General features: G+C 62.1%; 12 protein-coding genes and 1 pseudogene. 9 read left to right on the top strand and 4 right to left on the bottom strand.

Features of this window, described 5'->3' with window-relative positions:
* Positions 1–50: 50 nt before the first annotated feature.
* Positions 51–629 carry a LabA-like NYN domain-containing protein gene (locus CLV78_RS21670; RefSeq protein WP_106207942.1) on the bottom strand — a complete coding sequence of 193 codons (579 nt, stop codon included), beginning with the start codon at positions 627–629 and terminating at the stop codon, positions 51–53.
* A gap of 87 nt (positions 630–716) precedes the next feature.
* Here CLV78_RS21670 and folK point away from each other — a divergent pair, with 87 nt between their 5' ends.
* Genes folK through CLV78_RS21690 form a run of 4 tightly spaced genes read left to right on the top strand, consistent with a single transcriptional unit; the run spans position 717 to position 4,644 of the window.
* Positions 717–1,343, top strand: coding sequence for a 2-amino-4-hydroxy-6-hydroxymethyldihydropteridine diphosphokinase (folK, locus tag CLV78_RS21675; RefSeq protein WP_342751845.1), 627 nt, complete (start codon positions 717–719; stop codon positions 1,341–1,343).
* A 38-nt stretch (positions 1,344–1,381) separates the two neighbouring features.
* The gene (rpoZ, locus tag CLV78_RS21680) at positions 1,382–1,738 is read left to right on the top strand and encodes a DNA-directed RNA polymerase subunit omega (protein WP_106207944.1); all 357 of its coding nucleotides are present in this window, start codon (positions 1,382–1,384) and stop codon (positions 1,736–1,738) included.
* Positions 1,739–1,768: 30 nt separating this feature from the next.
* Positions 1,769–3,886, top strand: coding sequence for a RelA/SpoT family protein (locus CLV78_RS21685; RefSeq protein ID WP_106207946.1), 2,118 nt, complete (start codon positions 1,769–1,771; stop codon positions 3,884–3,886).
* Between the two features lie 29 nt (positions 3,887–3,915).
* On the top strand, positions 3,916–4,644 hold the full coding sequence (locus tag CLV78_RS21690) for a DUF2062 domain-containing protein (RefSeq protein ID WP_106207948.1): 729 nt from the start codon (positions 3,916–3,918) through the stop codon (positions 4,642–4,644).
* Positions 4,645–5,018: 374 nt separating this feature from the next.
* Here the strand turns inward: CLV78_RS21690 and CLV78_RS21695 are convergent, their stop codons facing one another.
* Positions 5,019–7,367: a DNA topoisomerase IV subunit A gene (locus CLV78_RS21695; RefSeq protein WP_106207950.1), complete on the bottom strand. Its 2,349-nt coding sequence runs from the start codon at positions 7,365–7,367 to the stop codon at positions 5,019–5,021.
* 145 nt (positions 7,368–7,512) lie between these two features.
* Here CLV78_RS21695 and CLV78_RS21700 point away from each other — a divergent pair, with 145 nt between their 5' ends.
* The 4 genes from CLV78_RS21700 (at position 7,513) to CLV78_RS21715 (ending at position 10,175) form a co-directional block, all read left to right on the top strand.
* Positions 7,513–8,115 (top strand): SH3 domain-containing protein, encoded by a 603-nt coding sequence (locus tag CLV78_RS21700; protein ID WP_106207952.1) that lies wholly within the window; start codon positions 7,513–7,515, stop codon positions 8,113–8,115.
* Positions 8,116–8,496: 381 nt separating this feature from the next.
* On the top strand, positions 8,497–9,327 hold the full coding sequence (locus CLV78_RS21705; protein WP_106207954.1) for an SDR family NAD(P)-dependent oxidoreductase: 831 nt from the start codon (positions 8,497–8,499) through the stop codon (positions 9,325–9,327).
* A gap of 70 nt (positions 9,328–9,397) precedes the next feature.
* Positions 9,398–9,601, top strand: a complete 204-nt coding sequence (locus CLV78_RS21710) for a twin transmembrane helix small protein (RefSeq protein ID WP_106207956.1) — start codon at positions 9,398–9,400, stop codon at positions 9,599–9,601.
* A gap of 1 nt (position 9,602) precedes the next feature.
* Complete coding sequence (locus CLV78_RS21715) at positions 9,603–10,175, top strand: cob(I)yrinic acid a,c-diamide adenosyltransferase (protein ID WP_106207958.1); 573 nt, start codon at positions 9,603–9,605, stop codon at positions 10,173–10,175.
* Positions 10,176–10,384: 209 nt separating this feature from the next.
* On the opposite strand, the gene CLV78_RS21720 is transcribed toward CLV78_RS21715, so the two are convergent.
* Both CLV78_RS21720 and CLV78_RS21725 read right to left on the bottom strand, forming a co-directional pair.
* Positions 10,385–10,594, bottom strand: coding sequence for a hypothetical protein (locus CLV78_RS21720; RefSeq protein WP_106207960.1), 210 nt, complete (start codon positions 10,592–10,594; stop codon positions 10,385–10,387).
* A 49-nt stretch (positions 10,595–10,643) separates the two neighbouring features.
* The gene (locus CLV78_RS21725; RefSeq protein ID WP_106207962.1) at positions 10,644–11,270 is read right to left on the bottom strand and encodes a LysE family translocator; all 627 of its coding nucleotides are present in this window, start codon (positions 11,268–11,270) and stop codon (positions 10,644–10,646) included.
* Positions 11,271–11,518: 248 nt separating this feature from the next.
* Between CLV78_RS21725 and CLV78_RS21730 the strand changes: the two are divergent.
* A pseudogene (locus CLV78_RS21730) lies at positions 11,519–11,688 on the top strand (electron transfer flavoprotein subunit beta/FixA family protein); the annotation flags it as partial.

Genomic DNA, 11,688 nt, shown 5'->3' on the forward strand with positions numbered 1-11,688 from the left:
GCAAACGGCCCACCAAGTGGCGGGCCGTTGAATGGAACTCCGGGAGGGTGTTACTCCCGCTCAAACTCCGCAGAGCGCTCGACCGGCTCGGGACGCGGTTCGCGCGGCGGGCGACCGATCACGTCCTTCAGCTCATCGAGTTCGATGAAGTTGTCCGCCTGCCGGCGCAGTTCGTCGGCGATCATGGGCGGCTGGCTGCGAATCGTCGAAACCACGGAAACCCGAACGCCTTGCCGTTGCAGGCTCTCAACCAGGGGACGGAAATCTCCATCACCCGAGAACAACACGACGTGATCGACATGTGGGGCCAGTTCCATGGCATCGACGGTCAGTTCGATATCCATGTTGCCCTTCACCTTCCGGCGACCCTGGCTGTCGATGTACTCCTTGGCCGGCTTGGTCACCATGGTGAAGCCGTTATAGTGAAGCCAGTCCACCAGAGGCCGGATCGGCGAGTAGTCATCGTTTTCCAGCAACGCGGTGTAGTAGAACGCACGCAACAGCTTCCCCCGTCGCATGAATTCCTGGCGAAGCAGCTTGTAGTCGATGTCGAAACCGAGTGCCTTGGCGGCGGCGTACAGATTCGAACCGTCGATGAAGAGCGCGAGCCTTTCATCCCTGTAGAACATGAAATTTCCTTTCGGTATATGCTGCCCGGATCTTGAGTGGTTGAGTGGACGCCCGGTGCAGTAGTCGAAAAATAAGGATTTCCTTGCGTGCCGCAAGATATAACACGTCACAAATCCGATACAAAGGCTCTGGTTGCGCTGGGGTCGAACCTTGCGGGACCCGCAGGGCCACCAGCGCTGACCTTGAGGACGGCCATTGACGAAATCGTTTGCGCGGACGTTGAAGTGCTGGCCGCAAGCCGTATATTTGCAACGCCCTGCATGCCTGCTGGCGCCGGTCCGGACTACGCCAATGCTGCCGTCCTTCTGCGGACACGGCTCACCGCATCGGCGCTTCTGTCGCACCTCCACGAGATCGAAAACCGCCACGAACGCACACGGCAGCAGCGTTGGGGCGCAAGAACGCTCGATCTGGACCTGCTCGACCATGGCCTTAAGGTCGTGCCGGACATCGACGTATGGCAGCACTGGTACGACCTGCCGACCGAGCAGCAGCGAACCATCGCGCCGGATCGTCTCGTGCTGCCACATCCGCGCATCCAGGATCGCGCTTTCGTTCTTGTGCCACTCCTCGACATTTGCCCCGACTGGATCCATCCCGTTCTGGGGCGGAGCGTCCGCGAAATGTGCGCTGCCTTGACCGAGGCCGACCTTACCGGGATATTGCCAAAAGAGCCGCCCGAATCCCTTGCGCTTTCTGACAAGGGGCGATAAGGAACGCTTTCCCTACCCTGGCAGGACTGGAGTTTCCGATGGCCCGCGTGACGGTCGAAGACTGCGTTGACAAGGTTCCGAACCGCTTCGAGCTGGTGATGCTCGCCGCCCACCGGGCGCGCGAAATCTCTGCCGGTTCGCAGATCACCGTGGACCGCGACAATGACAAGAACCCCGTCGTCTCGCTGCGCGAGATCGCGGAGGAGACCCAGCAGGCCGACGATCTGCGCGAGCGAATGATCGAGGCGAACCAGACCCAGATCGAGGTCGACGAGCCGGAAGAGGATTCCATGGCACTGCTCATGGGCGCCGAAACCCCGGACAAGCCGCAGACCGACGACATGGACGAGGAAAAGCTGCTTCGTGCGCTGATGGAAGCGCAGGAGCCGAAGTAAACACCCCAAGTGTGAGAGTAGCCAGCGCGCATGATTGACGTCGAAGACCTCGTCGCGCTGGTCACTGCCTACAACCCGCGCAGCAACATCGACAAGATCCGGGAGGCCTATGCCTTCGGTGAGGAGATGCATCGCGGGCAGATGCGCCAGTCCGGCGAGCCGTACTTCACGCATCCTGTCGCCGTTGCGGCCCTGCTGACCGAGCAGCGCCTCGACGATGCGACCATCATCACGGCGCTTCTGCACGACACCATCGAGGACACCCGCGCCAGCTACTCCGACGTCGAAGCACGCTTCGGCAAGGATGTCGCGGAACTCGTGGACGGTGTTACCAAGCTGACGAACCTGCAACTCTCCTCCTCGGAGACAAAACAGGCCGAGAACTTCCGCAAGCTGCTGATGGCAATGTCGCGCGACCTGCGCGTGATCCTGGTGAAACTCGCCGACCGTCTGCACAACATGCGGACGATCAAGTACCAGAAGCCGGAAAAGCAGGCCCAAAAGTCCCGCGAGACGATGGAAATCTATGCCCCGCTCGCCGGCCGGATGGGCATGCAGTGGATGCGCGACGAGCTGGAGGACCTTGCCTTCAGGGTCCTCAACCCGGAGGGCCGCAGCTCCATCATCCGGCGCTTCATCACGCTCCAGCGCGAGACCGGCGACGTCATCCACAAGATCACGCACGACATTCGCTACGAGCTGGACAAGGGCGGTATCGAAGCCGAGGTTTTCGGCCGGGCAAAGAAACCCTACTCGATCTGGCGCAAGATGCAGGAAAAGGGTATGGGGTTCTCCCGTCTCTCCGACATCTATGGCTTCCGCGTCATTACCCGGAGCGACCAGGATTGCTACCGTGTGCTTGGAGCCATTCACCAGCGTTGGAAAGCGGTGCCGGGCCGGTTCAAGGACTACATCAGCCAGCCCAAGTCCAACGGCTACCGTTCCATTCACACCACCGTGTCGGGACGTGACGGCAAGCAGGTCGAAGTGCAGATCCGCACCCGTCAGATGCATGAAGTCGCCGAGTCCGGTGTTGCCGCGCACTGGTCCTACCGCGATGGCGTGCGGGCGGAAAACCCCTTTGCCGTCGATCCGGCGGAGTGGATCAACACACTCTCGGAACGGTTCAACGAAAGCGACAACGAGGAGTTCCTCGAGCACATGAAGCTCGAGATGTATTCCGACCAGGTTTTCTGCTTCACCCCCAAGGGCGACGTGATCAAGCTGCCCAAGGGCGCCACGCCGCTGGACTATGCCTACGGGATTCACACCCGCATCGGCGACAGCTGCGTCGGCGCCAAGATCGACGGGGTCCGGGTTCCGCTCTGGACGCGTCTGAAGAATGGCCAGTCGGTGGAGATCATTACCGCCGAGGGCCAGCGCCCGCAGGCCACCTGGCTCGACATCGTGGTTACCGGGCGGGCGAAATCCGCCATTCGCCGGTCGCTGCGGGAAGAAAACCGCGAACGCTACATCAAGCTTGGATCCGAACTTGCCCGCGTGGCCTTCGACCATGTTGGCAAGAAGGCGACCGACAAGGCGTTGATCACCGCGGCGCGGCAGATGGGCCTGAGTGATCGCGATGCCTTGCTGGCCCGCCTCGGCTCGGCGGAACTGTCCGCGCGTGATGTCGTGTCCACGCTCTATCCCGAACTTGCCTCGCGCGAGGGCGAAGAGGTCGAAAAGGGCCGCGCCGTTCTTGGTCTCGCCCCCGACCAGACGCCCTCCCGCGGCACCTGTTGCCAGCCGGTCCCAGGAGAACGTATCGTTGGCATCACCTATCGCGGCCAGGGCGTGGTGGTGCATGCGATCGACTGCCCTAACCTTGTGGAACTGGAGGACCAGCCGGACCGCTGGGTGGACCTGCACTGGCATACAGGGCTTCACCCGGCCATCTACTCGGTGACACTTCAGCTTACGATCTCGAATGACGCCGGGGTACTGGGGCGAATCTGCACATTGATTGGCGAGCAGAAGGCCAATATCTCCGATCTGCACTTTGTTGACCGGAAGCCGGACTATTATCGCCTCGAACTGGACGTAGACCTGCGGGATGTAGAGCACCTTCACATGGTCATGACCGCGCTTGAGGCAGATAGCGACGTGGCCGAGGTGGCAAGGGTGCGCGACACCGAACAGAAGCCATAGGGCTGGAGTACGATTGGGGGTCTTGAAGCGTGGTCTTCAAGCGACGGGATAAACGGAACTGGCTGCAAGTCGTGGCCGAGAGCCTTTGGCCGCGCGGCGGCTGGGGGCGTGCCGCGATCTACGTCAAACACCGCATCCGCCGCCTGCCCGACAAGCCACACCGGATCGCACGTGGCATCTTCTGTGGCGTCTTCGTCTCCTTTACGCCCTTCTACGGGCTGCATTTCCTGACTGCTTTCCTCGTCGCCAAGGCGATTGGGGGCAATATGCTTGCCGCCCTTCTGGCCACGTTCTTCGGCAATCCGGTCACGTTCCCCTTCATCGCCGCGATCGCCCTCAAGACCGGGTACTGGCTGCTGGGTCTCGACGTCTCGCCCGAGATTCGGGGACACTTGCAGGAACAGATCAACTCCGGCGAATTCGCGGAAGAGATGAACTCCAACCTTATGACGAAGTTCTCGGGTGCATTTGCCGACCTGTGGACCAACTTCAAGGCATTGTTTACCGAGGACATTGCCAACTGGGACCGGCTGGGCATTTTCTACGATCAGGTGTTCTTGCCGTTTCTCGTGGGCGGCATCCTGCCCGGGCTGATCACGGGGCTGGTTGCCTATCACGTCACCCTGCCACTGATCACAGCCTACCAGAACCGCCGCCAGTCGCAGCTCAAGCGAAAGCTGTCGGACATGCGCAAGGCCAGCAAGGCAAAGATCAGCGACACCGGAGCAAAGCGCCCATCTGCCGTCGCGGGCAAGTGAACTCCACGACGGCGAGCTTGGGTCAGAGCTTCAGCAGAATGCGAAGGCGGTCAAGCGGGACAAGACGGTATTCGGATTCATCCACGGGCGTCTTCACCATCGTGGCCATTAACTGGATCGCCCTCATGAACAGCGAGCGGATCGTAGAAAGTGGCAGCCAATCCGTTCTAAACGGTGTTGCCGAATTCCATGCCCGTCCTTGGGAGCATCAGTCTGGCAGCTTCAACCCGACCGCTCCGACCGTGCAAACCGGGCCGAGCAATTCACTCGCGAGCGGCAATCTGCAATCCGGCGGGCCTTCTTTGGGCCCCCAAAACAAGGAAGGACCGGAACGCTGACTGCGCGCCGGTCCTTCGTGTTCCATTCTGATCAAATCAGGTGAACTTGTTGTCCCGCGGGAATCCGTAGGGTGGGTTCTTCCCGACACTCGCCCGCTTTCCGATATAGGGGGAGAGATCCTTCTCGTGCCGGGTCTGGCCATTCGGCATCGACCACTTGAGGCCAAGTTCCGCATTGAACGTGGTCAGGTCCGACAAACCGCCATCAAGCTCCAGCATCCCCTGGCGCCCCCGGCTCTGGTTGTACTTCTGGATCCGAACCCCCTTGCCCCGGGTCATTTCCGGCAGTTCCTCGACCGGGAAGATCAGGAACTTCCGGTTCTTGGAGATCACGGCGACATGGTCGCCCTCGACCGGCTTGCAGATCACTGCCGAGACCTCGCCCTTCACGTTGAGCACCTGCTTGCCTGCCCGGGTCTGCGCCAGCACCTCGTCGGACGGAACGACGAACCCGTCGCCGGCCGACGACGCCACCAGCAGCCGCTGACCGGAGCGGTGGATCATCAGGTCGACGATCTCCACCTCGTTGGGCAGGTCGACCATCAATCGCAACGGCTCGCCCATGCCCCGCCCACCGGGCAACTGGCTGGCTGACAGGGTGTAGAACCGACCGTTGGACCCGAAGACGAGCAGGCGATCGGTCGTCTCCGCATGGAACAGGAACCGCCCCTCGTCGCCATCCTTGAACTTGAGCTCCTGATCCAGAGAGATGTGGCCTTTCATGGCCCGGATCCACCCCATCTTCGAGCAGACGACCGTGATCGGCTCTTTGTCGATCATCGCCTCGAGCGGCACTTCGGCCACCTCGACCGCCTGGGAGAAGCCCGTCCGACGCTCTCCACCCGCGACTTTTTTGCCGAACTTGGCTCGAACCTCGCGGAGTTCTTCGCCGATCCGGCCCCACTGGAGCGCCTCGTCATCCAGAAGATCCTGAAGGTTGGCGCGCTCCTCCATCAGTTTTTCCTGCTCGGCGACGAGTTCCAGCTCCTCAAGCTTGCGCAGGCTGCGCAAACGCATGTTCAGGATTGCCTCGGCCTGAACCTCGGAGAGTGTCCCCTCCTCGTCCGGCGCAAGCGGCGCAGGCGGAACGTAGTCGCCCTCCGACATCGCGCGGGCGAACTCCTGCCCCCAGCGCTCCCGCATCAACGCATCCTTGGGCGCGTCGTCATAGCGAATGATGTCTATCACGCGATCGAGGTTCAGAAACGCGATGATGAACCCTTCGAGCACCTCCAGCCGGTGGTCGATCTTCTCCATCCGGTGCTCCGACCGGCGGACCAGAACCTCGCGGCGGTGATCGAGGAATGCGCGCAGCACCTCCTTGAGCGAACAGACCTTCGGTGTCCGCCCATCGATCAGAACGTTCATGTTCATGGAGAAGCGCGTCTCCAGATCCGAGTTCCGGAACAGCATGTTCATCAGCACGTCGGCGTCGACATTGCGGGACCGCGGTTCCAGCACAATGCGGATGTCCTCCGCCGACTCGTCCCGCACATCCGCGAGAATCGGCACTTTCTTGGACTGGATCAGCTCGGCGATCTTCTCGATCAGCCTGGATTTCTGCACCTGGTAGGGGATTTCGGTCACAACGACCTGCCACTGGCCGCGCCCGATCTCCTCGATCTCCCAGCGGCTGCGCAGGCGGAACGCCCCTCGACCAGTGCGATAGGCGTCCGCGATGTTCTCCGGCGGCTCGACGATCACACCACCGGTCGGGAAGTCCGGCCCGGGGATGTAGTTCAGCAAGGTCTCGTCGCGGGCATCCGGCGTCTTGATCAGGTGCAGACAGGCCTGGATCAACTCATCAAGGTTGTGCGGAGGGATATTCGTCGCCATCCCCACCGCGATACCGCTGGCGCCATTGGCCAGAAGATTCGGAAAGGAGGCCGGAAGTACCTCGGGCTCGGTGAGCGTGCCGTCGTAGTTTTCCCGGAAGTTGACCGAATCCTCGGCGAGCCCTTCCAGCAATGCCTCCGATGCGCTGGTCAGCCGAGCTTCGGTGTAACGAGAGGCCGCAGGGTTGTCGCCGTCGATGTTGCCGAAATTCCCCTGACCGTCGACCAGCGGGTAGCGGATCACGAAATCCTGCGCCAGACGGGCCATCGCATCATAGATCGCGGCATCGCCGTGCGGGTGATAATTGCCCATGACGTCGCCGGAAATCTTTGCCGATTTCCGGAAGGCACCGGTGGCCGTCAGCCGCAACTCCCGCATCGCGTAGAGGATACGGCGGTGCACCGGCTTCAACCCGTCCCGCGCATCAGGCAGGGCCCTGTGCATGATAGTGGACAGGGCGTATTGCAAATATCGCTCGCCAAGCGCCCTGCGGAGCGGCTCGGCAATGGCTGCGGGCTCGGTGTCGGGATCTTCTGCGTCGTCCGTCATGCCAAGCTGTGTAGCCAAGCCGATTCCCCGGAACAAGCGGTTCCGACGGGTCTTTGCGCTTTGAAAAAGCACTCTCCCGCGTTCCACGCATGGTATATTGGTGCCATCGTAGTCGATTCCTTTTTGGTTTGGGTGGAGTTTTCAGATGCTTGGTCGGTACCTCGCTGGAACATTGTTGATCCTTGGCGCCGCCATGATTGTCGCGCCAGAGGCGCCAAAGCGCGAAAAGGTGGCAGATTCTCCAGCATCGAGCGACCCGAGTCCGCAGAAAACGATGGCCGTGGCGTCCCGGCCCCTTCCTGCGCCTGAGGCCGAGGTCGAAGCGGAGACCCAGATCGCACGCGAGAGCGAAGCGCTTCGCGGCGGCGTGGAGGAGGCCGTTGTAGCAGCCTTGCAGCTTGATCTGGTCGAGGACGCCGCAGAGCCTGACGAGCCGCTCACCGAGACGGCTTCGACAAAGTCCGCCGAAGGTGTCTTCGATGGCATGAGCCTGCTCGGCCTGGCATCGCGCACGACACTCGGGACTGCAGCAGCTATCGACAGCGGCCAGATTCTGACCGTCACCGGGAACCGCGTGAACGTGCGGTCCGGTCCTTCGACCCAATACCGCGTCGTCGGTTCTGTCGTGCTGGGCGATGAGGTCGAACTCGTCTCCTTCGAGGACGACGGCTGGGCACGGGTTCGTATGGGCGGCGGTGACACCGGGTACATGTCGCGGCAGTTCCTCAGCGGCTCCAACGACGGCTAGCTCGCTTTCCGCACGGACGCGGCACGATCTCGGCACAACATTCGTGCCACAGGCAACGCCGCCTCGACAACCCGCGACACCCCAATGGGCGCGACGGCAGTTCGCTTTGGCAAAGATCGCACCCCAGGCCGCTCCTCGAGGGAAACTCAAGCCCTACAGCATGCGTATCCCGGATTCCGTTCGCCCGTGATGGTGAACGCGTCCAATGCATGGACGACATGGGGTGTCCAGTGCTTCACCCCGCAGCGTCACACGCCCATCTCGCTGGACCCGCATCTGTTCGCTCGGGACAGAGCCTGCATCGGCACATGAACCCGGCTGGCACCTTGCGCTTCCGAACCGCCTGCGCGATCACGGGCAAAAAGCAGGCAAGGCGAGCAAATGGCACAGAAATCGATCCTCATCACAGGGTGTTCCTCCGGCATCGGGTACGCCGTTGCCCATGGGCTGAAGGACGCCGGCTGGCGTGTCTTCGCGACCTGCCGCAATCCGGACGACGTGGAGCGCCTGACAGGCGAAGGGCTTGAGAGCTTCTGCCTGGATCTGACTGACACGGGCTCAATCACAGCGGCCGTCGCCGAGACCATCACCCGCACCGGTGGCACTCTGGACGCGCTCTACAGCAATGCCGCCATCGCCTTGCCCGGAGCCGTGGAGGACCTGCCCACGGACGGGATGCGCGCGGTCTTCGAGACAAACCTGTTCGGCCTGCACGAACTCACCCGACAGGTGATCCCGGTCATGCGGGCGCAGGGACACGGGCGCATCGTGCAGTGCTCCTCAGTCCTCGGGCTGGTGCCGATGAAATGGCGTGGCAGCTATGTCGCCTCGAAATATGCGCTGGAAGGGCTCACGGATGTGCTGCGGCTCGAAATGGCGGACACACCGATCAAGGTCATCCTCGTCGAGCCCGGGCCCGTGACCTCAAGGCTCCGGATCAACTCGATCCCGCATTTCGAGCGCTGGATCGACTGGAAGGCCTCTCCCCGCGCCGCGCAATACGAGCGGAGCCTGCTCGACCGGCTCTATACCGACACCGGACCGGATCGGTTTGAAGTGCCTCCCGAAGCGGTCACCGAGAAAATCCTTGCCGCACTTGCGTCGGAAAATCCCGCCCCGCGCTACTTTGTGACGAAGCCGACGTATATCATGAACGTGCTGCGGCGGATCCTGACAACCCGCGCCCTCGACCGGGTGATCCAGAAAGGGTGATATCGACGGCGGAAGGGCTTCGCAAACCGCCGCCGCCGGGCTATGTCAGTCCCCAGCCAAGGGAGAATCCATGCTGTCCGACCCGCTTTTCCTGCTCGCCGGCGCCGCCGTGCTGGTTGTGCTCGTCATCCTGATGACCGGTATCGGCGGTTTCGCCCGTGGCGGAGACTTCAATCGAAAGCACGCCAACAGGATCATGCGCTACCGCATCTATGCCCAGTTCGTGGCCGTGGTGCTCATCGTCGTGATCGCCTGGCTGCGCTCCGGGAGCTGACATGGTTGTCCTGAACAAGATCTACACCCGCACCGGCGACGCCGGGGACACGGCACTTGGCAATGGCACCCGCGTGGCCAAGCATTCCGCCCGCGTCAACGCCTATGGCACGGTGGACGAATGCAACGCCACGCTCGGCATGGCCCGTCTGCATGCGACCGGCGAAATGAACACGCGCCTGGCTGCTATCCAGAACGACCTTTTTGATCTGGGCGCCGACCTGTGCCGACCGGACATGGAAAAGGACGCAGAGGCCGAGTATCCTCCGCTGCGCATCACCTCCGCCCAGGTCGAGCGCCTGGAAGCGGAAATCGACGAGATGAACGAAGCCCTTTCGCCGCTGCGAAGCTTCATCCTGCCCGGAGGCTCGGCGCTGTCCGCCCACCTTCATCTCTGCCGTACGGTGTCCCGCCGTGCCGAACGACTTGCGGTGGAACTCTCGACCATGGAAACGGTGAACCGGGCGGCCGTGAAATACCTTAACCGCCTGTCGGACTGGTTCTTCGTCGCCGCCCGCGTGGCAAATGACAACGGCGCCAGCGATGTGCTGTGGGTACCGGGCGCGAACCGCTAGCTACCAAGAACTTCGCCAGTTCCGCGTGAGCGGGCAGTTTCTCCACTCGAAGGGACAAGGGGGGCGCTGCTGTAGCGTTCCCACCTCCACCTCAGCGATATCCAGCGCCGTGCGCACCTGCCGGGTCACGTCGGACCGACCTTTTCTATGGGCTTCGGCACAGATTCGGCACAGGGCCTCCCCGATCTCCACCCCTGCGTCTCGTTGGCTCAAGGCATATCCCCGCTTGCCGTTTCAAGGATTCTGTCCCGACCAGGCCGCTTGTCTGCAACCATCTGGGCAAGCACCCTTGCCATTGCATCTGCTGTGCGGTCGAATCCCATCGCCCGTGCACGCAGCATGGCCGCCTGAAGGGCCTGGATTTCTTCTGGGCACTGTTCACGCACAGGAAACATCCTCAGGATCAGGAATATCGCCATGTCTGGCGACTCTAGGTTAACAAACGATTAAGCCCCCCTATTGGGTGGGCTAGCGTTCGGCCAATGCCAAGGACAGGGCGAGTGCCAGAAACACCGTGCCCGCAACACGATTCAGCACGGTTTGCGCCATCACAGAGCGCCGCAGGAAGCTTCCCAGTGAACCCGCGGTCAGCGCCACGGCGCCGAAAACCAGCAACGTCATGCAGACAAAGACCACACCAAGCAGGCCCAATTGCTTCACCACGTTGCCGGCCGCCGGGTCGACAAACTGCGGAAGGAAGGCGAGAAAGAAGATCGCCACCTTTGGGTTGGTGAGGTTCATCACCACACCGAGCAGGTACAGCTTCGCAGGTGACACACGTCCATTGCCCTGCGCCGACAGAATCGCACTTCCAGCCCGGAATGCGCCCCAGGCGAGGTACAGGAGGTAGGCAACGCCGGCTGTCTTCAGTGCCGTGAACGCCGCCGGCGAAGCCTGAAGTACCGCCGCGACACCGAATGCCACCAGCAACGTGTGCACGAGCACGCCCGTGCAAAGCCCCATCGTGACGGCCAGCCCCGCCCTGCGCCCATGCAGCGCCGATTGGGTCAGCACGAAGATGTTGTCTGGCCCCGGCGCCATCGCCAGAAGCGCTGTCGTCGCGGCAAAAGCCATCAGAATATCTGACGGTATCATCGAGCCTCCTGCCCTTCGGGATCGGCACACCGGAGCAGATCGGGCGCGGCGTGGCAATGGTGCAACCCGTCGACGTCGAATTCCCGCTGAGCATCCGATGCCCACGCCCGCGACAAAATACGCGGCGTCGCAGGCCCACCGCGCGTCGTTTTTTTGCTGTTGCGGCGAGGAGCGCTCCGCTAAGCGTAGTGCCGATGAACACTCGGTGAAACCGCCGGCGGCCTGCCGGCCCCAATGGAGACACGCTGATGAAGGTCCTTGTACCGGTCAAGCGCGTGATCGACTACAATGTGAAGGTCCGCGTGAAGGCGGACGGTAGCGGCGTCGATCTTGCCAATGTGAAGATGTCGATGAACCCCTTTGACGAGATCGCTGTCGAAGAGGCCATTCGCCTGAAGGAAGCCGGGAAGGCCGACGA

The sequence above is a fragment of the Aliiruegeria haliotis genome (assembly GCF_003003255.1).
Taxonomy (GTDB): domain Bacteria; phylum Pseudomonadota; class Alphaproteobacteria; order Rhodobacterales; family Rhodobacteraceae; genus Tropicimonas; species Tropicimonas haliotis.

Bases quoted from the DNA above. Each gene is read 5' to 3' on its own strand.
- CLV78_RS21670 (WP_106207942.1), bottom strand. From the start codon at position 629: ATGTTCTACAGGGATGAAAGGCTCGCGCTCTTCATCGACGGTTCGAAT.
- rpoZ (WP_106207944.1), top strand. From the start codon at position 1,382: ATGGCCCGCGTGACGGTCGAAGACTGCGTTGACAAGGTTCCGAACCGC.
- CLV78_RS21685 (WP_106207946.1), top strand. From the start codon at position 1,769: ATGATTGACGTCGAAGACCTCGTCGCGCTGGTCACTGCCTACAACCCG.
- CLV78_RS21695 (WP_106207950.1), bottom strand. From the start codon at position 7,367: ATGACGGACGACGCAGAAGATCCCGACACCGAGCCCGCAGCCATTGCC.
- CLV78_RS21700 (WP_106207952.1), top strand. From the start codon at position 7,513: ATGCTTGGTCGGTACCTCGCTGGAACATTGTTGATCCTTGGCGCCGCC.
- CLV78_RS21705 (WP_106207954.1), top strand. From the start codon at position 8,497: ATGGCACAGAAATCGATCCTCATCACAGGGTGTTCCTCCGGCATCGGG.
- CLV78_RS21710 (WP_106207956.1), top strand. From the start codon at position 9,398: ATGCTGTCCGACCCGCTTTTCCTGCTCGCCGGCGCCGCCGTGCTGGTT.
- CLV78_RS21715 (WP_106207958.1), top strand. From the start codon at position 9,603: ATGGTTGTCCTGAACAAGATCTACACCCGCACCGGCGACGCCGGGGAC.
- CLV78_RS21720 (WP_106207960.1), bottom strand. From the start codon at position 10,594: ATGGCGATATTCCTGATCCTGAGGATGTTTCCTGTGCGTGAACAGTGC.
- CLV78_RS21725 (WP_106207962.1), bottom strand. From the start codon at position 11,270: ATGATACCGTCAGATATTCTGATGGCTTTTGCCGCGACGACAGCGCTT.